20 protein-coding genes are annotated in these 22,505 nt (G+C 36.2%); 8 read left to right on the top strand and 12 right to left on the bottom strand.

Features of this window, described 5'->3' with window-relative positions; genetic code table 11:
* Nucleotides 1-49 precede the first annotated feature (49 nt).
* Nucleotides 50-625 (top strand): TIGR00730 family Rossman fold protein, encoded by a 576-nt coding sequence (locus tag MHI39_RS02985; protein WP_058004109.1) that lies wholly within the window; start codon nt 50-52, stop codon nt 623-625.
* A 31-nt stretch (nt 626-656) separates the two neighbouring features.
* Here MHI39_RS02985 and MHI39_RS02980 read toward each other — a convergent pair whose 3' ends face one another.
* From MHI39_RS02980 to MHI39_RS02965, 4 genes are all read right to left on the bottom strand, one after another.
* A complete protein-coding gene (locus tag MHI39_RS02980) occupies nt 657-1,085 on the bottom strand; it encodes an NUDIX domain-containing protein (RefSeq protein WP_058004108.1) in 429 nt (142 codons plus the stop codon).
* 211 nt (nt 1,086-1,296) lie between these two features.
* On the bottom strand, nt 1,297-1,833 hold the full coding sequence (locus MHI39_RS02975) for a GNAT family protein (RefSeq protein WP_259548785.1): 537 nt from the start codon (nt 1,831-1,833) through the stop codon (nt 1,297-1,299).
* 87 nt (nt 1,834-1,920) lie between these two features.
* On the bottom strand, nt 1,921-2,787 hold the full coding sequence (locus tag MHI39_RS02970; protein WP_058004106.1) for an MBL fold metallo-hydrolase: 867 nt from the start codon (nt 2,785-2,787) through the stop codon (nt 1,921-1,923).
* 44 nt (nt 2,788-2,831) lie between these two features.
* The gene (locus tag MHI39_RS02965) at nt 2,832-3,716 is read right to left on the bottom strand and encodes a LysR family transcriptional regulator (protein WP_058004105.1); all 885 of its coding nucleotides are present in this window, start codon (nt 3,714-3,716) and stop codon (nt 2,832-2,834) included.
* A 153-nt stretch (nt 3,717-3,869) separates the two neighbouring features.
* Between MHI39_RS02965 and MHI39_RS02960 the strand changes: the two genes are divergently transcribed.
* The 4 genes from MHI39_RS02960 to MHI39_RS02945 all read left to right on the top strand — a co-directional run bounded on the left by MHI39_RS02960 (nt 3,870) and on the right by MHI39_RS02945 (nt 6,288).
* Entirely contained in the window at nt 3,870-4,877 is a 1,008-nt protein-coding gene (locus tag MHI39_RS02960; protein ID WP_058004153.1) for a YeiH family protein, read from the top strand.
* A 104-nt stretch (nt 4,878-4,981) separates the two neighbouring features.
* Nucleotides 4,982-5,566: a TetR family transcriptional regulator gene (locus MHI39_RS02955; RefSeq protein ID WP_058004104.1), complete on the top strand. Its 585-nt coding sequence runs from the start codon at nt 4,982-4,984 to the stop codon at nt 5,564-5,566.
* A gap of 78 nt (nt 5,567-5,644) precedes the next feature.
* Nucleotides 5,645-5,974, top strand: coding sequence for a multidrug efflux SMR transporter (locus MHI39_RS02950; protein WP_078109140.1), 330 nt, complete (start codon nt 5,645-5,647; stop codon nt 5,972-5,974).
* On the top strand, nt 5,974-6,288 hold the full coding sequence (locus tag MHI39_RS02945; protein WP_058004102.1) for a multidrug efflux SMR transporter: 315 nt from the start codon (nt 5,974-5,976) through the stop codon (nt 6,286-6,288). The genes MHI39_RS02950 and MHI39_RS02945 overlap by 1 nt, the downstream gene beginning before the upstream one ends.
* A gap of 11 nt (nt 6,289-6,299) precedes the next feature.
* Here the strand turns inward: MHI39_RS02945 and MHI39_RS02940 are convergent, their stop codons facing one another.
* Nucleotides 6,300-6,887 (bottom strand): GNAT family N-acetyltransferase, encoded by a 588-nt coding sequence (locus MHI39_RS02940; protein ID WP_342540658.1) that lies wholly within the window; start codon nt 6,885-6,887, stop codon nt 6,300-6,302.
* A 229-nt stretch (nt 6,888-7,116) separates the two neighbouring features.
* On the opposite strand from MHI39_RS02940, the gene MHI39_RS02935 reads away from it, so the two are divergent.
* A complete protein-coding gene (locus MHI39_RS02935) occupies nt 7,117-7,878 on the top strand; it encodes a class I SAM-dependent methyltransferase (RefSeq protein ID WP_342540657.1) in 762 nt (253 codons plus the stop codon).
* A gap of 864 nt (nt 7,879-8,742) precedes the next feature.
* Here the strand turns inward: MHI39_RS02935 and MHI39_RS02930 are convergent.
* Nucleotides 8,743-10,086 carry an HD domain-containing protein gene (locus tag MHI39_RS02930; RefSeq protein WP_342540656.1) on the bottom strand — a complete coding sequence of 448 codons (1,344 nt, stop codon included), beginning with the start codon at nt 10,084-10,086 and terminating at the stop codon, nt 8,743-8,745.
* A gap of 141 nt (nt 10,087-10,227) precedes the next feature.
* Here MHI39_RS02930 and MHI39_RS02925 point away from each other — a divergent pair, with 141 nt between their 5' ends.
* A complete protein-coding gene (locus MHI39_RS02925) occupies nt 10,228-11,097 on the top strand; it encodes a hypothetical protein (RefSeq protein WP_058004098.1) in 870 nt (289 codons plus the stop codon).
* A gap of 27 nt (nt 11,098-11,124) precedes the next feature.
* Here MHI39_RS02925 and hflX read toward each other — a convergent pair whose 3' ends face one another.
* Both hflX and MHI39_RS02915 read right to left on the bottom strand, forming a co-directional pair.
* The gene (hflX, locus tag MHI39_RS02920; RefSeq protein ID WP_342540655.1) at nt 11,125-12,381 is read right to left on the bottom strand and encodes a GTPase HflX; all 1,257 of its coding nucleotides are present in this window, start codon (nt 12,379-12,381) and stop codon (nt 11,125-11,127) included.
* Between the two features lie 569 nt (nt 12,382-12,950).
* Complete coding sequence (locus tag MHI39_RS02915) at nt 12,951-17,285, bottom strand: S8 family serine peptidase (protein WP_342540654.1); 4,335 nt, start codon at nt 17,283-17,285, stop codon at nt 12,951-12,953.
* 682 nt (nt 17,286-17,967) lie between these two features.
* Here MHI39_RS02915 and MHI39_RS02910 point away from each other — a divergent pair.
* A complete protein-coding gene (locus tag MHI39_RS02910) occupies nt 17,968-19,437 on the top strand; it encodes an MDR family MFS transporter (RefSeq protein ID WP_251339709.1) in 1,470 nt (489 codons plus the stop codon).
* 73 nt (nt 19,438-19,510) lie between these two features.
* Here MHI39_RS02910 and MHI39_RS02905 read toward each other — a convergent pair whose 3' ends face one another.
* The 4 genes from MHI39_RS02905 to MHI39_RS02890 all read right to left on the bottom strand — a co-directional run bounded on the left by MHI39_RS02905 (nt 19,511) and on the right by MHI39_RS02890 (nt 22,357).
* Nucleotides 19,511-20,368 carry a DUF4097 family beta strand repeat-containing protein gene (locus MHI39_RS02905; RefSeq protein ID WP_058004094.1) on the bottom strand — a complete coding sequence of 286 codons (858 nt, stop codon included), beginning with the start codon at nt 20,366-20,368 and terminating at the stop codon, nt 19,511-19,513.
* A gap of 119 nt (nt 20,369-20,487) precedes the next feature.
* A complete protein-coding gene (locus MHI39_RS02900) occupies nt 20,488-20,949 on the bottom strand; it encodes an NUDIX hydrolase (protein WP_058004093.1) in 462 nt (153 codons plus the stop codon).
* A 17-nt stretch (nt 20,950-20,966) separates the two neighbouring features.
* The gene (locus MHI39_RS02895; protein WP_058004092.1) at nt 20,967-21,938 is read right to left on the bottom strand and encodes a D-glycerate dehydrogenase; all 972 of its coding nucleotides are present in this window, start codon (nt 21,936-21,938) and stop codon (nt 20,967-20,969) included.
* A 44-nt stretch (nt 21,939-21,982) separates the two neighbouring features.
* The gene (locus tag MHI39_RS02890) at nt 21,983-22,357 is read right to left on the bottom strand and encodes a helix-turn-helix domain-containing protein (RefSeq protein ID WP_058004091.1); all 375 of its coding nucleotides are present in this window, start codon (nt 22,355-22,357) and stop codon (nt 21,983-21,985) included.
* Nucleotides 22,358-22,505: the final 148 nt, after the last annotated feature.

Raw genomic sequence — 22,505 nt, 5'->3', positions numbered from 1 at the left:
ACTGAAACTTTTATATAATTGTTCATGATATTTTTAAGGGGGAGATCATATGAAAAAGTTAGCTGTATTTTGCGGATCTAGTAGCGGAGCATCTAGTATCTATTTAGAAGAAGCAAAAAAACTTGGAAAAGAACTAGCGAAGCGAAACATTGCGCTAGTTTATGGTGGAGCTAGTGTTGGAGTCATGGGTGCCGTAGCAGATTCACTTCTAGAAGAGGGTGGTCACGTAATTGGTGTTATGCCGACTTTTCTAGAAAATAGAGAAATAGCCCATAAGAAATTAACTGAATTATTTATTGTTGATACAATGCATGAGAGAAAAGCAAAGATGGCAGATTTAGCAGACGGATTCATTGCATTGCCTGGAGGACCTGGAACATTAGAGGAGTTCTTCGAAATTTTTACATGGGCTCAATTAGGTCTTCATCAAAAACCATGTGGTCTCTTAAATATTAATCATTATTATGATCCTCTCCTTGCATTATTTGACCATATGACAAAGGAACAGTTTCTACATGAAAAATACCGTCATATGGCGTTAGTGTCTAATGACCCAAAGGATTTACTTGATCAATTTAATACATATGAACCGCCAGCAGTAAAGACTTATTCAACGAATAAATAGAAGGAAGGGATGGTTTTAAAATAACCATCCCTTACGTTATTTGTTTAATCAGCTCTTGTAATCCATTCGGATATAAAATAAGTGATTCGATATCCCCCAGGGAAATCCATTTAGCTTGGGTAATCCTTGAGCCTTCTACTACTTGAAAGGTATCTTTCTTATAAAGTAGTTCATCCTTAAATTCAACTTCATATATTTGCGTGATTTCATGCCCGATTCGTCCATTAATTTCATAAATATTTTCTAAGCAGTGTATGTACCTTTTTATTGCTATTTCTACATCTAACTCTTCCTTATATTCTCTTATAAGCGTTTCATAAGATCTTTCACCAAGCTCGATCGTTCCTCCAATTGGACGATAAAAGTAGCCTATTCCTTTAGAATGGACTCCCTTTTGTTCTTCAAGAAGGATTTGATCATCTTTTCTTAATAATCCTAATGCATTTGCTCTTGGAACCATTTCTTCATCCCTTCATCTTATCCATTTTGACTGTTTTCGTAAGTCTGTTGCTTTCCTACTGCTGGCTTTTACAGCTAATAAAGGCTCAACGTTCTTATGAAGTTTGTAGCTCTTTTCTTAGTGGAATTAATGGGCTTGACGGTCTTGAACCTACTTTTAGTTAAAACATGACTTAAAGAGCAATAAAATCTTGAAAAAAGAGTTTTGATTTTTAAAATGAATATTCCTCCATTTTGATTGGTGTTATTGTCCCATTTTCCCAATCATCTCTAATGATTGCATAGCATAAAGAATCTGAAACACTCCCATCGTCATTTTCCCATGAGTTTCGTAGATACCCTTCCTTTACAAATCCACAATGAAATAATGTTTTACGCATTGGAATATTATCTGCCCGAGTATAAGCCTCTATCCTGATTTTTTTCTCAGGTAATTGAAATAGGTACTTAACTATCCAATGTACACAGTATTTTCCTATCCCTTTACCTCTATACTCTTCACTTAAGCGAAGATCAAATAAAGGAATAGTATCTGAAATATCATGAATTATTACTAGTCCTATTTTCTCCCCATCTATTTCAATCCAGAAAGTCTCCCTGTCCTCGTGATACCAACCATTCCTAAAGCTTTCACTTATTTTTTCCGCTGAAGGGATAGTATTTCCATGATATTCCCACTGATTCATTGTCATGAATGAGATTAATTCTTCAAGTTCATTTTCTAATGGTCGAAAACATAAATTTTCCATATTCCTTTCCTTTCTCCTGAACTATAGATTCTTTTAAGTACACCGATAAACTAATCGTAATATTCTGTTATTTATCACTATAGTAAACTACTTCATATACGTTTTTAAAAACTCTATATTGGAATTAAAATGCTCCGAATGATTCCACAAACTGTATGTATTCGGAATTTCGCTTGGAAAATCAAACAAATCGACTAGATATTGTTTTAACTTATTTAAGTCATCTTTTACACCTATTGGTCCATGACCTGGAACAGCGATATGGAAGGATAGCTTCGAAATTTCCTCTAATATTTCAATCCATTCTGTTGGGCTTCCATCACCTATCATTGGATGATTTTGTATGACTAATAAGTCTCCCATAAAAATGATCTGTTCCGTTGGAACATATAAAAAGGCATCACTTTTTGTGTGACCTCCACCATATGTTATTAGCTGTATTTCTCTCTTACTACCTTTTATACTATATTGCTTATCAAAAACGATATCAGGTAGTACGAGTTTTAATTGAGGTAGAGTCTCTTTTATTTCTTTTAGTTGGGAAATGACATCCTTCTGTGGACTTGGCTCTTGTTCTAATGTTTGGATATATTTCATTAACTGATCAATTGTTTGTTGCTGCTGCTTGATGCGTGGTGGATGAATTTCTTCCATTAATTTTCTAGTGTGGACTGTGGATATAATTTTACAATCTTCAAAGCTTTGATTTCCACGAATATGATCGCCGTGCCAGTGACTATTAACGACATATGAGATTGGATTTCCTATAAGATCTTCCGCTGCTTTTCTCAAATCTCTTGCCGCTTGAGGAGTATTAAAGGTGTCAAAGATCACTGTTTGGTCACCTAAATCAATAATACCTGCATTTCCAATCCCCCCTCCATATTCCGTTACAATGGCCGCATAGATTCCTTCCTTTATCTTCTCCAATGTAAAATGCTTCGATTGATACATATGAATCCCCCCATCCCTTATCTATTTTCATTGTAAGGTTTTAGTTAACTTAAATCATCATAATTCTTCAGTAAATCAATAAACACCTCAAGCGCTTTCGTTTTAAATGATGTGCGTAAAACAATGGAAAACTTCCGTTTAAAAGGAGTCCCTACGATTGGAATGATTTTTAATAAACCCATAGACATTTCCTTACGAATAGTTAGTTGAGATAAAAGTGTAATCCCTAGACCTGATTCAACCGTTTCTTTAATTAATTGCGTACTACCAAACTCCATGACATCCTTTGGAGCAATAGACATGTGGCGAAAAATTTTCTCTGCCGCCATTCTAGTACCTGAACCTAATTCACGGACAATCCACGTTTCCTCCTCTAAATCGGAAATGCTCACTTCTTTTTTTTGAGCTAAGTGATGATTGGTTGAAGCGATGACATACATTATATCTTCCGCAAATGGCTCAACTGTTAATTTAGAATCTTTATAGTCTCCCTCAATGATTCCTACATCTAATTGATGTCCCATCACCAGTTCCGCAATTTCTTTTGTGTTTCCGATAATAATTCTTGGCTTTATCAATGGAAATTCCTCATGTAATTTCGCTATAAAATGTGGCAGCACATATTCACCAAATGTATAACTCGCACCAATGGAAAGGGGACCACTTGCTCGATTAGTCAAATCATCAACTAAGTTCTGCATTTTCGAATAAAGGCCTAGAATTTCCTTTGCATGATAATAGATAATTTCTCCTGCTTTGTTTAAACGCACAAATTTATTCGTCCGATCTAAAAGTTTCGTCCCATAAGTACGTTCTAACATTTGTATATACTGGCTGACTGCTGGTTGCGTCATGTGAAGCTCCTCAGCCGCACGTGAAAAATTCCCTTTCTCAACCACTGTTACAAATACAAGTAAGTGTTGATCCATTCATATCCTTCTTTCCCTATTATAAGTTATTACTTATAATTAACATCATATATATTTATTTTCCTTATCGTCAATATTGACTTATGCTAAATCTATAGAAAATCACTGGAGGTGTTATAAATGCAAGCAGAAAAAGTTCTACAACTAGAACCAATGGAACCAAAAAAGAAACCCTCCGCTCTATATTGGATCAGTGGTATTGCATTTACGTTCTTTATCGCTCTTCTCGGTTTCTTTTTAGCCATGGTGCCTGGATTCGACCACGTCGGACAATTAGCTTCTGCCATTATTATTGCAGTTATCTATCGTCAAATTTTTGGGTATCCTGAAATGATTCGTTCTGGTATAGCCTTTTCTTCTAAACGACTATTGCGTTTTGCTATTATTTTATACGGTTTAAAATTAAATATTGATACAGTTTTACATGATGGAATCGGACTTTTAATTCGTGATGCAGGAGTGATTACCTTTGCCATCCTTTTAACGATTTGGTTGGCTAAAGTGTTTAAAGCGGATAAAAATATTTCCTTATTACTCGGAGTTGGAACTGGAGTATGTGGCGCAGCTGCCATTGCTGCTATTGCTCCTATTGTTAAGTCTAAAGATGAAGATACTGCTATCGGTGTTGGCATTATTGCATTAGTAGGGACGATTTTCGCCATTACCTATACCATTTTACGACCTTTTTTACCTTTAACTGCAGTAGATTATGGAATTTGGTCTGGTATTAGTTTACATGAAATAGCCCATGTTGCCTTAGCTGCAGCACCTGGTGGAGAGGATTCTCTTGCCATCGGACTACTAGCTAAATTAGGACGTGTTTTCCTTCTTGTTCCCTTATGCTTTATCTTTATGTATTTTATGAAACGGAAAAGCCATGGGCAGGAATCTGGTGATAATAAAATTGAGTTTCCTTGGTTTTTAATTGGTTTTATCCTCATGAGTTTATTTGGAAGCTATATTCTAGGAAGTCATATTCCTGTGACAGATGGATTTAAAAACGGAGTATCCAACCTAACTACTTGGTGCTTGACGGCTGCTATGGTTGGACTTGGGCTTAATGTTAGTTTAAAAGATCTTCGTACAAAAGCATTAAGACCTTTGATCGCTATGCTTATCACTTCCGTTTGTTTAAGTATAATCGCCTATTTTATCGTTTAACGATTATTACTAGTTGCCAGCCTTTAACTAAAAGGGTTGGCTTTTTAGTTTTCTTTGTGCTATCATAAATGAATGACAGTCATTCATAAAAAGGGTGATACTCAATGACCAAAAAATCGGAAGAAAAATACGATAAAATATTACAAGCAGCGATTCAAGTCATTTCCGAAAAAGGATATGAAAATACGTCCATCTCAGATATCGTTAAAAGTGCGGGAATTGCACAAGGAACCTTTTATTTATACTTCCCATCAAAAAGTTCCTTAATTCCTGCAATAGCTGATCATTTACTGACGATTACATTTGAAAAAATGAAGCTAGTCGTTTCTGACCAGGACTCATTTTGGATAGTTTTAGAAAAAGTCATTCGTACGACCTTTGAAACTACGGAGGATTTTAAAGATATCATCATTCTCTGTTATTCAGGTTTAGCGATTGAACATTCGATGGAAAAATGGGAGATCATCTACCAGCCTTTCTACCAATGGTTTGAAGAAAAAATCAATCTTGCCATTAAACATCAAGAAATCATTGATACGATTGATGTTAAACTTACAACGAAAATGATCATTAATCTCATGGAAAACACTGCGGAAAGATATTTTATCGGTAAAGAACATGATGCACTAGAAGAAGAATATCAAAAGGAAATTTATAACTTTATAAAAAGATCCTTATCAGCTTTTTAAATATTGGATACTTACATCCAATATTTTTTAGATAAAAAAATGAATGATAGTCATTCATTTGGAAAGAAGGGGAGAAATATGGAATGGTTATTATTATTACTAGCTGGCGCTCTTGAAGTCGTATGGGCGACATTATTAAAACATGCAGATAGCCTAATGGATTGGTTGATCACTCTAGTCGTTATCATCATAAGCTTTCTTTTACTCATTCGTTCATATAAGAAAATTCCTGTTGCTGCTGCTTATACAGTTTTTGTTGGAATCGGAACAACTGCAACCTACTTTGTTGGAGTTATTTTAGGAGATCCATTTTCTTTTAAGCAATTAATATTCCTAGTATTTTTAATTACTGGAATCATTGGAATGAAGGTATTTACCACTACTAATAATGAAAGGAGTGAACAATAATGGTTTGGGGATTACTATTGCTTGCAGGAATAGAGGAAGTCATTGCTACTATATCCATGAAATACTTAGATGGATGGAAGAAAAAATGGCCAATTATTGTAATAGTCGTCGGTTTTTCACTGTCCTTCTATTGCCTTTCAACCGCTATGCAAACCTTACCCGCAGGAATAGCCTATGCCGTCTGGACAGGAATTGGTACCATCGGGATTACATTAGCTGACCTTTTTTGGTTTAAAGAAAAGATCAATAAATTTCAGGCTTTCTCACTGCTCTTTATTTTAATTGGTGTCATTGGTATGAGTCTCACTTCTTAATGCTGTTATTTTTATAGATAAAAATGCTGCTCCAATTGTCTTTTGTGAGCAGCATTTTGATTATTCATTTTGTACCATTTCATAAAATCGTCTTTTTGAATAACATGAAGAACACATGGAGACTGGGTTTGCCTTTCAATTTTTGCATGCTCATCCGGAAAGATTGATTCCACATTAAAAGTGATATAAGGTAATTTTTCTTGTGCCTTTATGGACCGAATATTGTCCTTTTTTGCTCCAGCAAATACAAGCTCTAAATTAAGCTGTTGAAAAGCAAATATGAGAATTTCCTTTTTCGCCCATTCATTATATCCTTTACCCCAGTAGTCAAATCCAATCCAAGTACCAATATGACAGCTCTTTTTGTTATGATCGATGTCCTTTAATGTAATCACGCCAATTAAACCTTCTGTTTCATTGTATATGACCCGCGAATACTGCTTACCTTCCTCCTCTTCTTTTTTTATAAATTTGATAAAGCTAATTGTATCCTGAATCGTTTTCACAGATAATCCTAGTGCCTTGCTTACTTGAGGAGCACTAGATAGCTCAAACATGCGACCAGCAAACTTAATATTGTGCGGAACTAACCTATTCATGAAATCTCCCCTTTCTGATGTTTCATTCATTGTTCGACATTTCTTTGAAATTCCCTTCGGCGACAGCAGGAATATTGAAACTTTTGAAGAAATGAAGTTATTAAGAGAATATATATAAGGGAGGAAAAATAGAATGAATTTGTTAGAACACAATATATAAAAACGTATAAGAGGACCTCCTCTACTAAACAATTAAAATTGTTAAAAGAAAATCTGGAGGAGATCAATCATGATAAAAGACGAATTATTTTCTACTTATATACAGGAAAAAAATCAAACCTTTTCAGGATGGGATTTTTCATATCTATCAGAGACTGGGCGGGTGCAAAATGGAATCCTTTCTTGGTCCTATGGAAGTATCGTCCTTCCGCTTATAAAAGAAGCACAAGCTATGCTGGACATGGGGACAGGTGGTGGAGAATTTTTATCCATGCTGACACCTTATCCACCAACTATTTGTGCTACGGAAGCCTATCCCCCAAATGTTCCAATAGCTAAAAAAAGGCTAGAACCTTTAGGAGTAAAAATTGTGCAAATTGATGATGATAATGAACTTCCATTTGAAGACAATAGCTTTGACTTAATTATTAATCGACATGAATCTTACTCACCAACTGAACTAAAAAGAATTCTTACTAATCAAGGAATTTTTCTTACTCAACAAGTTGGAGGTACTGATTGCTCTCAAATAAACGAACAATTAGGGGCACCTTTAAATGAAGAATTCAATCATTGGAATATGCGCTATGCAATTAATGAATTAGAGGATCATGGGTTTAAAATTATTGATCACCGTGAGGAATTCCCTATGCAAAGATTCTATGACATTGGCGCATTAATCTATTATTTAAAAGCAATCCCTTGGCAGGTACCTGATTTCACTATTGAAAAATATCAGGATCGACTCTATCAAATCCATAAAATCATACAATCCAAAGGCTATTTCGATGTACAACAATCTCGATTTATAATTAAGGCCGTCTTAGAATAGAAAAAACCGGGTATACCGGTTTTTTCTGCTTAATTAGGATTTAGCTACGGGGGCGACCGGGTCATTATGTAACTTACACTTTTCCTTTTGACACACATTTTTGGACTTTTTCCCTCATTATGTGTCTCCACCCTTGCCTTGGACACACATTTTTGGCTTTTTTTCCTCATTATCTGTCTCCACTTTTGCCTTTGAGACACATTTTTGACCTTTTTCACTCATTATCTGTCTCCACTCTTGCCTTGGACACACATTTTTGGCTTTTTTTCCCGATTATGTGTCTCCACTCTCTCCTCTGACACACATTTTTGACCTTTTCCCCTCATTATCTGTCTCCTCTCTTGCCTTGGACACACATTTTTGACCTTTTTCACTCATTATCTGTCTCCACTCTTGCCTTGGACACACATTTTTGACCTTTTTCACTCATTATCTGTCTCCACTCTTGCCTTGGACACACATTTTTGGCTTTTCTTCCCGATTATGTGTCTCCACTCTCTCCTCTGACACACATCTTTGTCCTTTTTTCCTCATTATCTGTCTCCTCTCTTGCCTTGGACACACATTTTCAACCTTTTTTCCTCATTATCTGTCTCCACTCTTGCCTTGGAGACACATTTTTGACCTTTTTTCCCGATTATGTGTCTCCACTCTCTCCTCTAACACACATTTTCAATATTTTTTCCTCATAATGTGTCTCCACTAACACCTCTGACAAACATTTTTGGCCTTTTTTCCCGATTATGTGTCTCCACTAACACCTTGGAGACACATTCTTGTCCTTTTTCCCTCATTATGTGTCTCCACTCTTTCCTCAAAGACATTTCAACCTTTCTTCCTCATTATGTTGCTCCATTCTAACTTTCAAAGTATTTCTTTAATTTCCTTCAACGCTTTGGCTGTTTGAATATGGTTTAACCAACTAGCTTGAACAGTGGTTTGGTTAGTGATAACTAATTCAACAATATCCGCATCATGGAGTACGGTATAGATTGGTTTTTTCAGTCCATTTATCCTTGAAGCGGACATTTTTCTAGCGAGGTGAGGGTTTAAATGAAAAGCAAAATCAATGACTGTGGATTTTTCCGGTAAGGTGATAATATCCATTTTCGGTGTAAATACTGTTAGTTCCTTTTGAAATAATTCAAATGAAATCAAGTCGTGAAATTCAATTGGATTTGTTGTTACCGATTGTACAGATTGAATCGTATCTTTTAATATTTTGCTACTAAGCATTGGTATAGGATCGTTCTTTAATAATTGGAAGATACTTGTCTGCTCTGTTTGAATAATAAATTTTACTTCTATTTCATTAATAAGAACTTTTGTAGTGAGATGCTTTGAAAACATATTTTTCTCTATTGCAATATTGTCTTCGAAATGTTCTAGGGGTTGAAAAAGTTGGTGTACAATTCCAAGAGCAGTGTAGCAATGAATGGATTCTTTAGTTGTTAGCTTAATCATGAATAATTCAGCTAGTGATTTTTTTTCCTGGATAATAGATGCTGCTTTGTAGATTGGTTCCCTTTCCCAAGCCATCTTAATATCAAGATTTCCCTTACTTCTTATTATTCTGTCTGAACACGAATCGAAAATAGTGATAAATGTTTTAGTATAATTATTGACTAGCTTTTGGACTTCGTGAAATTTTGGCGGGTTTAAATACTTAAATGATAATTCCTCTAATTCCTCCTGCATTTGATACAACCCTAGCCGTTCAGCTAATGGAGAAAAAAATAATAATGTTTCATTGGCATATGGAACTTTCTTTTCAATTTTCTTTACTTCCAGTGTTCTCATATTATGTAACCGATCGGCAAGTTTGATTATAAGAATACGAATATCCTTCACCGAAGCAGACAATAGCTTCTTTACATTTATTGCACTATATTCCTCTTTGTGAAGATTCCCTTTTTTCTCCTTCGTTAAGCCTTCAACAATTAAAGCAACCTCTGAACCAAAGGAATCCCCAATTTCAGGTAAAGTGACACTCGTATCCTCCACAACATCATGGAGTAGAGCAGCAATTAGCGTAGTATGATCAGCTTGGTAATTCATTAAAATTTCACACACAGCTATCGGGTGAATAATGTAAGGTTCTCCGGTTGCCCGTTTTTGACCTTTATGTGCATCTTTTGCGAACAATAAGGCACGTTCTAAACTTTCAATCTCATCCTCTTGTAAATATAGGGCTTGGTCAAAATTCACATTCATACCTCCTTGGTTATAAAAAAAATAAATCGAATGATTTACAATAATAAGTCTATCTGTGAATGAATGGCTTATGAAAATTAGAATGCAAGGGAATAAATAATACGATGAGTATTCAACATTATGGAGTGAATAGAATTGAACTTCAATTCATTTTGGTATTTCTTATTACTTATATATAGCGTAATAATATTTATGTTTACCATATTTAAAAAGAGAAATATACAAACATTATTATTAGTATTTGCAATGATTGGATTTGGCTATTTCATTGAGACGATAATCTTTAACTTTTTAGGAAGCTATGATTATTACCCTCATATAATAAAATCCCCATCCTTTTATGATAATAATTTGGGGGCATTCTTCTCCAATGCATTAGCACTACCAGTGACAGCTACCTTCATCGTAACCCTTCATTTGCATTGGGTTTGGATGATTTTATTTTCACTTTTCTTTGTTGGAGTAGAATGGCTGTTTTTGAAGCTTCATATTTATTCACATAATTGGTGGACTTTAGTACATACAGGGGGCGGAATTTTTGTATATTTTGCAATAGCAAAGTTGCTTTATCTACAAATTCTACGTCGAAAAAATGAATTCTTTCATTATTTAATTCTTTATTTCATTGTCGGAAGTATTTCGGGAAGTGCACATATTCTACCCATTATCTTTTTTTCGAATCGGGTGTATCACCCTGGCTGGTTTGCTGATCCAGGTCGTGATTCTATAGCATTAGCAGCTGTATTCTATTTATGTGCTAGTCTTTACTATTGTCTTTTAGCAAAACTGGCATGGAAAATTGAGTGGGCAAAATATGTTCTAACAGGAATCCTAATGTTTATAGTAAACCTAATTCTTATCTCCGCTGGCCTTCTCCAGAGTCTAGTATGGTGGGATATCCCGTATTATGTTGTATTGTCTTTAGTACTTTTGAAGATCTCGATAGTAGTTGAAAAAAGGTTGGCGGGCACCAATGATCCAGCAAATCAAGAAAACTATTTTTAATTTGCCTTATTGGTGCCTGACACCGACTTAAATTATATATTCCTGATGCTTTTCGTAGTCACTTTTTTTGCATTCAAGTATGAGCTTTGTTCCTGTTTCTTCATAGCTCGTGTTAATCACATGGGCATATTCGTTGAAATAAGAAATGATGCCTCCCTTGTCATAAGGGATCAACATTTCACATTTGATATAATCTGTAAAGATTTCTTTTCTGATTAGTCCAATCAACTCATCCATACCAATTCTCTGTTTAGCTGAAAGAAATATATCTTCCCCTCTAACTGTTGGAATTTGCATATCCTTTAAATCGGATTTATTGTATGCATAGATCGTTGGGATATTTTCAATTCCAATATCCTTCAATGTTTCATTCGTAATATTGATTAATTGTTCATAATTTGGATTAGAATAATCAACGACATGGATGAGTAAATCACTTTCTGCCACCTCTTCTAAAGTTGAGCGGAATGCTTTTACTAGGTGATGTGGTAGCTTACTAACAAAGCCAACTGTATCCGTTAATAAAAATGATTTTTGATCTGCTAATGAAATATTTCTAACAGACGTTTCCAAAGTAGCAAAAAGCATATCTTTTTCAAAAACCTGTTTATTTTCAAGTGGATTAAACTTTTCCACCAATGCATTCATAATTGTTGATTTACCTGCATTCGTATAACCAACTAATGAAACAACAGGTACATTATTCTTTTTCCGTTGCTTACGTTGCGTTTTGCGGTGGGCCACTAAAACCTCCAGCTCTTTATTTAATGCTGTAATCTTGGCTTCAATTTTACGTCGATCCAGCTCTAATTTTGTTTCACCGGCACCTCTATTCTTCAAGCCAGACCCACCACCTTGGCGTCCTAAGGATGCACGTAATCCCACTAATCGAGGAAGCATATACTGTAGTTGGGCCACTTCAACTTGAAGCTGAGCCTCTTTTGTTCTAGCACGTTCAGCAAAAATATCTAAAATTAAAATCGTTCGATCAATGACTTTACAATCAATATCCGCTTCTAAGTTTCGAATTTGTGATGGAGATAATTCATCATTAAAAATCACTACATTCGCATCCAGCATTTCCACAAGTGCACGAATTTCATCAATTTTCCCTGTACCTACATAATGGGACTTATTTATTCTTTGTAAATTTTGTACGATTTCTCCGCCAACTTCTATATCACATGCATCAGTTAAATTTCGCAACTCTTCCATTGAATAGGCAAAATCAGGCTGATGATTTAGATTTACACCGACTAATATTGCTTTTTCTCTTTGTTCCATATAATTGACCTCCATTGTAAAATTACCCTGTCTGTACGAATCTGAGTAACGGATATGATTAGCATCCCCAAAAAAGGAGTCACTAAAAAACAATAAACTAAGGGAACAGCCCCACTGATTACTTATACATTCCTATTTTGTTATGTTAAAAATTGAAAAAAAGACAACAAAAAAGAGGGTAGAATCGTCTCTCCCTCTACTTGTTATATATTTAGGAAAATCAACACTATGATTTTCTTAAAGAATATAAAATAGGTTCCCTGAAGTAGGCAGACCAATCCGGTTACTCTGTACAAAGACAGAGCCTTTGAGCACTATTCAATTAGTAGCACAAACCATTTAATCGGATTGAAATGAACTTCAAGGCAAACCCTCCGTTCTGTAAAAAGTTATAAATATCTTACCATAAAACAAATTATGATGACAACATCTGGTCACCTTAATTTTCAGTTATTTTACAAAAAGGATATTTTTCCAATATGCAGGCTGCCAAAGTTCATCTAGCACCTTCCGCCTCTTGAATAAAAAATACCTAGCAAGGGCAACCCTTGCTAGGTATTTATTCTCGCTTATTCAATAATATTAATTTTACCTTCTGCTAGTTTTGTAGCCACATTACCGAAATCGTCGACTACTTTGACTTCGATGACGGCACCTTCAACTTTTATGTTGTTTGTTGCTGTCCAGTAACCAACATAATGGCCTTCAGATGTTTCCATCATTGGCAATTCTGTTGCATTATCACCTTCAACATTTGTTAAAGGCATGTGGATAGCAAATGTTGCTTTAAGTCCAGGTTTACTATCAAATTCAATTTTGACAGAACTTCCTGGCTTCAGGTCTTTATTTTCTGTTGGCAATAGGTTTTCGATTACAGGTCCATCGTATTGTGCTGTTACTGTAATCTTTTGAGTCACTTTATTACCTGCTTTATCTTGAGCAACGACTTTGATTTCGTTTTCTCCGTTTTCTAGCATGATACGCTTAGAATATTTTCCATCTTTTACAGTTGCTGCTTGACCGTTTACTTTTACCCAATCAAGGTTAGCATCTTCTACAGTACCTTCTACAGTTACTGTTTCTTTGTTTGTTTTTTCATTGTTTTTCGGACTATCAATTGAAAGAGTTGGTTTTGTTTTATCCAATACTACTTTAACCGGAGCGGATTCGTCCGTTGATCCAGACTCCACAGAAGCTTTCACTGTTAAAACATTTTCTCCTTCTGTTAACGTAACATCAGAAGCAAATGTTCCATTTTCAGAAGCTTTAACCGTTGCGACTTCTTCACCATTATTTAAAATATGCACATCTGTTGCTGGAGAAGCTGTACCTTCCACTTTTACTGTTTCTTGATTTGTAAACTCTCCATCTTTCGGAGAAGTAATGGTTGGTACTTCCACTTCATAGCTAACACGGGCACGAATCATATAGTTTCCTTCTTCAGCAGGGGATGGTGACCAAGCCCCACCAACTAATTGCCAGCTACGTTTTGCATTTGGTCCATTCTCATCCGTTCCTAATCCAGGAGTATTAGGATTTGGTCGTGATTGAATATAAACCATATAGAAGTCTCCATTTACGACAATTCCTTGTGCCGAAAGGTCGACAACTGTCCAATCACCATTTCGTAATGCCGTAGCATCAATTGGTCCAGCAAGTTTCTTACCTGGTGCTCCATCAGCTCCAGAAGCATCCCAAACTTCTACCTTGAACTCTGTGCCACCTGGTACAGGCCATTCTGTATCCCAGAAACGGAATACACCTGCTGTAACAATGGCAGATTTTTTCCCTTCTGGTAATGACATTTTCACTGCCCAGCCATTTCCTGCATCATAGAATGCATGTGCATTTTCGGCTGTACCATCATCATAACCGATATCACCGCCAGGATAGCTGATGATTGGCTCTAAATCAATATTGATATTGGCTGTTTCTCCACCATTTACTGTCACTTCAACATCTTGACCATGATAGTAAGGTGCAATGACTTTTAATGTGTAAGTTCCTTCATATGCAGTTAGATCATAATTTCCACTTGCATCAGTTTGAACCGGAGCGACAGCCGCATCCTCTACAAGTAGAACAGTTGCCCCTTGTACTGGTTCACCTGTTGAGCTATTTGTTACAGTACCACTAACATTTCCTTTTGCTAATTCTTCTAATACAAAATTCGCTGTTGCCACACCATTATTTTGAATATTTACGCTCTGTTGTGCAGGGCGGAATCCATAAGCATCAGCTTGTAGGGTATATGTGCCAGCTGCATGGGACATTTCATATTCACCATTCGCCGGATTTGTTGCTACGGAACGTCCAGTTTCTACTACACTTACTTGCGCACCTATAGGTAATAGTGTAGGATTAACTTGTTCCTCTTGGGTAGGAGGAGCATCTTTCTTAGGTAATTCTGGCTTAATTGTAGCTGGATTTACCTTTTCTTTTTTCGCTGAATCTTTTACATCATCTTTAACAACACCTAATGTACCTTTACCTGCAGAAGTTTTTCCACTAATTGATGTTGCTGAAAGTTTCACATCATCAATATACCAGCCTTGTTTCGGAACGCTTCCATCAGATTTTAAATTGAATCCAATATAAATACGTTGTCCGCTATATTGCGATAGATTTACTTCTTGATTTGTCCAGCTACTTGTTGTGCCATTTAATCGTAAAAGCTGTGTCCAGTTCTCACGATCAGTTGAAACAAATACATGGGCAAAATCATAGTTATTCTCTAATTCATACCAATTTTTGAATTGTAGGTATGTGTTTCCTTCTGGAAGATCGATTGGAGGCATAACAAGTGTCATGTTAGCACTATTATCGTAGTTTCCAGCAAGATTCGTTGCAAATACCTTTTCACCAGAAGCAGCACTTCTTGGTCCAGAAGTTGGCACACCCCATTGCCATGTATCCTTAGTTCCAAAGGAAGTCCAACCAGTTGGAGTAGATTCGAAGTCTTGAGAATATCCAACTGTGATACCAGCTAGGACATTAACTTCATAGATTTCGCTTGTCACTTCATTATTGCCAAAATCTAATACTTTCCAACGATATTTTAAAGAAGGTTCTTTAATCTTGTCACCAGGGATGACTGCTGAGTATTCTCCAGTTTTGAAATCTCCGGATTTTCTTTCAGCATTTACGCTTTGCCATTCCCCATTTTCATTTTGATACTCTACTGTAACAGATGATACACTAACATTGTCACTTACTTGTGCAGATACAGTTAAATCCATGCCTGAATATGTTTCAGAAATTGCACTGTGCTCTAAAGTAGGTGCTTCTGTATCATCCCCAGCTTTCGCTACTTGACCTTTTACTTTTCCAAGTCCATTCATAATGGAAGATACTGCGTCAAAAGCGTTTACTAAGCCATGCCCATATCCATTGTTCGGAGAGTTAGGGAATGTTGCATCTGTTAATGGTGTTGCTGTATCCATTAGAATTTGTTCAATTTCATCAACAGTAATTGCCGAATTGACTTGACGTAGTAATGCAGCTACTGCCGAAACATGTGGGCCTGCCATCGATGTTCCATTCCAACCGCCTTCATAGGCACCACCTGGAACTGATGAGCGAATATTTACACCTGGTGCTGATACTTCAGGCTTAGTCTCATTATATGGAGATGGTCCTTGTAATGAGAAGCTTGCTAATTTATTGTTGATATCTGTTGCACCTGTAGCAAAGCTTTCTGGATAGTTTGCTGGATTGGCGACTGAACCAGGTCCACCTGGATTGAATATATCTGTATTACCTGCAGAGAATTCTGGGAAGATTTCTGCTGCTCTCCAGTTTTGAACCATTTCACGGTACCATTCATCTAATCCAGGTCCGCCTCCCCAAGAATTATTTACTACATCAGGAGCCATTTCTGGGTGTGGGTTCCCTTGGGCATCTTTAGGAGCTAAAACCCATTCACCTGCTTCTAGTAGATCAGCATCTGTTCCACCATCGGCTGTGAATGCTTTTACAGCAATCCATTTTGCACCAGGAGCGACTCCAATTTGATTAGCTCCATTTGGTTCAGAACCAACCATCGTTCCCATCGTATGTGTACCATGTCCGTGATCATCATATGGTGTTGCTCGGCCAGCAGTTGCATCGAGCCAGTTCATGGCATTAGTTGGTGAATTTGGATTGGCAGGATTATATCCTCGGTACTTTTCTTTCAATGCTGGGTGATCCCATTGAACACCTGTATCAATACCTGCAATGACCGTCCCAGTACCATCGATTCCCATATTCCAAACCTGTGGTGCACCGACACGATCAATATTCCATTCGATACTATTTGTTTTTTCTTTTGGTTCAACTGCTGGTTTTACTACTTTATTTGGCGCTTGAATTACATTACTAAACAGCTGACGTGTTTCATTCGGAAGAACTTTTCCAACAGCCTCAAAGTTTGATAGCTTTTGCATAACTTCCTTCGTCGCTGTTACCGCCATTCCATTAACAATGTAGAAAGATTCAAAATCCTTCACATTGCCATTTTTTTGTTCGTTTTCAAGGAACTTAATAACTTCAGCTTGTGTACTCATCGCTGTTGCCCGTAATTCGGATACAACAGCTGAACGTTTTGCAAGTTCTGTTTTCACTGCTGAAAGATTTGCCTTGTTTGCATTTTCGGCTGCTTTTTTAGCGACCTTTTTCGTGTCTGCCTGCTCTTTGAATTTAATAAGGAAAGTAACCTGATCATTGTCAGACTTAAATTGTTGTAAAAGCCTTTCACTGACCTTGGAACTTGTTACCCCTCCTTTAGTGTCAAAGAGTGAAGTGTGTGGTTTTTTCGTCACAGATAATGATTCTGCATTTGCAAAACTTGGTGTAAGCAAGGATACAGACATCAGTACGGTAGCTAAAACCGAGGTGGCCTTTTTGACCTTTTTTCTTTTCATTTCTAGTTTTCCTCCCCTCTCAAAATAAAAGATGACAACTACTTTCCTCCTTTCTATAGACTGCTTGGTGAAGGTTCTTAGTTGTCAAAATAAATATATCTCTATAAACAAAAAATATTTGTCATAATTTGTCGCTGTTGGTCTGAATTTTCAGAAATTGGTAGAATCGTATCAATTAACATTTTCATAAAGTGCCAAAAGAACTACACAAGCCCATTCTTTTTAATGAAAAAGGTTGAGATCTCAACCTTTTTATTACACCTCTATATAGGTACACTCAACTATTGTTTAAAAATTTCCATATCACAACTGAAAAACACGAATTTAAACCTACTTTATCCCCCTTGTAAAAGGTAAAAAAAAGCAATATTAGTCTTAAAGTACCTAAGGAAGAGCATAAGTAAAAAAAACTGATGGTATATTTACCCATATAATAATAAATATCCATTTAGGACATCCTTCTTTTTACATATGAAGCGTTTATTTTTATTGACAAAGCCAAAGACTAGAATGATACTAGACTTTAGCAATGAATCGTTTCTTGAATTTTGTCGGCTTTGAAGTCCTAATCATTTAGCAGAGAAAAGTCTTGCTAGAATTTAATATATACAGATTTGACTCACGTACAAAATAAGCAATGATTATGAATCTAGCTTTATCATTTTTTTATTGGAGGGTTTAAATGCAAAAAACAAATACAAAAATGGTTACAATTGCCCTTTTTGTCGCTACTTTTCTAACCGCTATTGAAGGGACAATTGTCAGCACTGCAATGCCGACAATTGTAAGTGATTTAAAAGGGATCGAATTAATGAATTGGGTATTTGCGATTTACTTATTAACATCCGCAGTAACTGTACCAATTTTCGGCAAGCTGTCAGATTTATATGGTAGAAAATTTATTTTTATGATCGGCACTATTATTTTCCTTATCGGATCTGCACTATGTGGTTTAGCTCAAACAATGGAACAATTAATTATTTTCCGTGCAATACAAGGAATTGGTGCAGGTGCAGTCATGCCTGTAACAACGACGATCATTGCAGATATTTACCCATATGAAAAAAGAGCAAAAATTCTAGGTCTTATGGGAGCCGCTTGGGGAATAGCCGGAGTAATTGGACCACTTGTTGGTGGATTCTTCGTAGACCAATTATCTTGGCATTGGATATTCTATATTAATGTACCGTTCGGCATTCTTGCGATGTTAATGGTTGGTTTTGCTTTAAAAGAAAATATTGAAAAAACGAAGAAGAAAATTGATTTTGCGGGAGCAATTACATTTTCAATTGGTATGTTATCCTTGCTCTTTGCCCTGCAAAGAGGAGGAGATACTCATCATTGGACCTCACCTTCAATTCTTCTTACATTTGGAATTGGAATAGTATTATTAGTCTTATTTATCTTTATTGAATCAAAAGCAAAAGAGCCTTTAATTCCACTACAACTTTTCCGATTAAGGGCAGTATCGATCGCAAATGTTGTCGGTTTTCTTGCAAGTGCTGTACTTATCGGGATTACCGTTTATATCCCAATGTGGGTACAAGGGGTTACTGGACACGGAGCAACCATATCTGGTCTTATGCTCGCTCCTATGTCTCTTACCTGGATGATTGGTTCCTTTCTTGGGGGAAGATTGTTATTAAAATATGGTGAACGGTTGACCGTCGCTATAGGTACTGCAGTTATTTTCATTTCAACCATTTGGTTAATGTTTTTCAATATTCATACGGCTGAATTTTATTTCTATTTATTAGCCGCTCTAATTGGAGTAGGATTTGGAATGGTAATGACTATTACTATGGTCAGTGCCCAATCTGCTGTTGATTGGTCAATGAGAGGGGCTGCTACAGCTTCCAATACATTCTTCCGGACATTAGGGCAATCTGTTGGGGTCGCCCTTCTTGGAACTTATTTCAACTCATCAATTTCAGTTAAAACAACTCAATCCAATGTGAATACTGAAAGCTTAAATCAATTGATTAATCCGAATCTCGCTAAAGAACTACCTGAACAAATACGTGCATCATTACGTGAAATTCTCGTATTCGGTTTACACCATTTATTTATCGCTATGATGATTATTGCTTTGGTTGGCTTTTTTATTTCATTCCTTTTACCAAAGCTACGTGCAGAAAGAGAAGTTAACTAAAAAGGGGTTGTTATCAAGGGATTAATCCCTTGATAACAACCCTATTTTTTGTACAATATTTTCAACCTGACTACTAATAAATTTTCAGTTTACCGCTTGAAACCTTAGCATCTATCTTATACTCTCCTGAACCATGAGTGCCTTTGACTACTTTTTCATTATCTTGTCTATTATTTAGCGGAAAATCACAAGAGAAAATTCCACTGCCTACCTCTCCATTTAAGGTAAAGCTCGCATCCTTCGGAAGATCAAGATTGGCCATTCCAGAGTTTACCTTCAACATAATTGAATCATTTAATTCTGCCATTTGAATATCCATTTTACCTGAAGAAAGCTTTGCATCAAGCTTTCCTTTATATTGATTCACATCTACAATACCAGACTCCATTTTAATTGTACCTGTTTTAGCAGTGATCGCATTTATATTAGATTTACCAGAAGACCCTTTATGGTAAAAACGCTGGACATCTAAGTTTTCCAGTTTCATTATTCCAGAGCCCATTTTCACATTAAGATTCTTTAGTTTCATAGGGCTATTTTCAGCCTTCCCTGACATCACGATACGGCCAGATCCAATAGCTAGATCAATATCCTGATCGTAGCTTTCAGGGATATAAACATTTAATCTGCTTTTAGACCAGAAATTGATTCCGTCTAACCATTTCCGTTTTACCTCTATCCGAATCGTATCTCCACTACGATTCATGTTTAACTTCCCTTTTCCTGTTATTTCAGCCTTTATGTCCTCACGATCATCTGGAATGACTTTCACATCATAACTGCCAATATCTAAATCAATCTTTTCAATATTCTTTATTGATTCCGTTTGTTCTCCTTTGTTCCCGAACGGAAACCATGACGCTTGCTTTACATTTGAACCGACAAAATATAGAACAATGAGTACAGCTAGAAAAAACAATAATTTTTTCATCCTTTATCTTCCTTCCTGTCAACTTCTTATTTTCATCATAAGGAATAAATCTACCTGCAACAATGCACTATAGATTTAAAAAAAGGTAAGACCTTAGACATAGGATAAAAAAATCTTTCTCACTGTTTATTTGTTAGAGCTAAATAATCCATTACAACTTTACGATGGCTTTTTACAATTCCTTCTGGGAGTTCAAGTGGGTCTATAAATTGACAATCATTTAATTCAACCTGATCGACTACAAGCGTACCACTAAAATTTTCCGTGTAATAGGCAACTGTTACGGCAAAAAATTCATCACCATTTTCTGCCTTAATATATTGACTAGGTCCTGAATAAACATTTATTAATTTCAGATCCTCAACTGTCAGCCTTGTTTCTTCAAAGACTTCCCTACGAGCCACATCTTCAGTTGATTCCCCTAATTCCATTAAGCCCCCCGGCAAGCCCCATGATCCCTTTGGAAATTTTCGTTGCTGTAATAAAATGCGGCCATGCTCATCAACCATGACAACTACTGCACCAACCAAAATTAATGGTCGATGACCAACCAGCTTACGTATGTCTTCAATATATCCCAAATTTAATAACTCCCTTATTAGATTTTATAATCTACAGGTGTAAGAGGCTCTCCACCAAGTAAAACTCTTATAAGATTCTCCGCAGCCAACTCGGCCATTTTTAGTCTTGTTTTCTTACTGGCACTTCCGATATGTGGCAGTGTGACTACGTTTGGTAATGATAATAACGGAGAATTCAGGTCAAGAGGCTCTTTTTCAAAAACATCTAAACCTGCAGCCCAAATTTCTCCATCCTTCAAGGCTTCATATAGAGCCTTCTCGTCAACAATCCCACCACGAGCCGTATTAATTAAAATAGACGAGCTTTTCATCATTTTCAATTCCCTTGCACCAATCATGTGATGTACTTCTGGGCTGTAAGGAATTAAAATACTAACAAAATCAGAGTTAATGAGAAGTTTATCTAAATCACAATATCCTAATCCCAATTCATCCTCCAAGCTAGTCTTACGTGCACGACTGTAGTACAGGATATTCATTCCGAAACCTCTTGCTCTTCTCGCAACGGCTTGACCTATTCGTCCCATACCGATTATTCCAATGGTCGATCCATAAATATCTTGACCGGTTAACTGCATAGGTGACCAAGTTTTCCATTGATCACTCCGTAAATATTCAGAAGCCTCCACTATCCTTCGTGCAGTAGCCATTAATAAAGCAAATGTGAGATCAGCAGTTGTTTCCGTCAAAACACCAGGGGTATTAGTGACAATGATTCCCTTTTGTGAGGCGGCCTTCACATCAATATTGTTATAACCTACGGCTAGGTTACTAATAATCTTTAGATGGGATGCATATGAAAGAAGCTCTGCATCGATAGTTTCTGTTAATAGACAAAGTAAACCATCTACATGCTGAATTTCTTGTATTAAAATCTCCCTTGGTACTGGTACATCTTCTTTATCCCACATACGTATATCTGCATGGTCAAGCAAGTAATGATAGATTTGTTCAGGAATTTTCCTTGTAATATAAATTTTTGGTTTCATTTCATCACCCCATACTTACTTCTAGAAGGATGAATCATTTCCCTCTAATCCTTGAGATGATCATTTAAAATACTTTCCTCTAAAACAGTAGTCGTATCCCCATAAACTTTGGTAATATGTTTTTCTCCCCATGCACATAAAGAATCTAAAATACTTTGTAATGTCCAACCATATTCGCTTAATTCATATTCTACTTTCGGCGGGATTTGTTGATAGATAATTCGATTAATGACGCCATCCTCTTCTAACTCACGTAATTGTTGAGTTAACATTTTTTGTGTAATATTCGGCATTAAACGTTTTAACTCACTCGTGCGTTTTTTTCCATGTGTCAAATGACATAAAATCACACACTTCCACTTTCCTCCAATTACCTCAAGTGTTGCTTCCACTGAAATATTGTATTTCTTTTTTTGCATAATGATCCTCCTCTTTTAATGGGAACCAAAAAGTACCTATATTACTTTTGGGTTCCTATATAACAAAAAAGTGCGTACTTCCCAAACTTATTTCTATCTTCCATAATAGCATTTGCCGGTCGAATTATACTATAAGTTTTTATTAATA

The sequence above is a fragment of the Heyndrickxia sp. FSL K6-6286 genome (genome assembly GCF_038630395.1).
In the GTDB taxonomy this organism is placed as follows: Bacteria; Bacillota; Bacilli; order Bacillales; family Bacillaceae_C; genus Heyndrickxia; species Heyndrickxia oleronia.
This window is presented reverse-complemented; position numbering and strand designations above follow the sequence as displayed.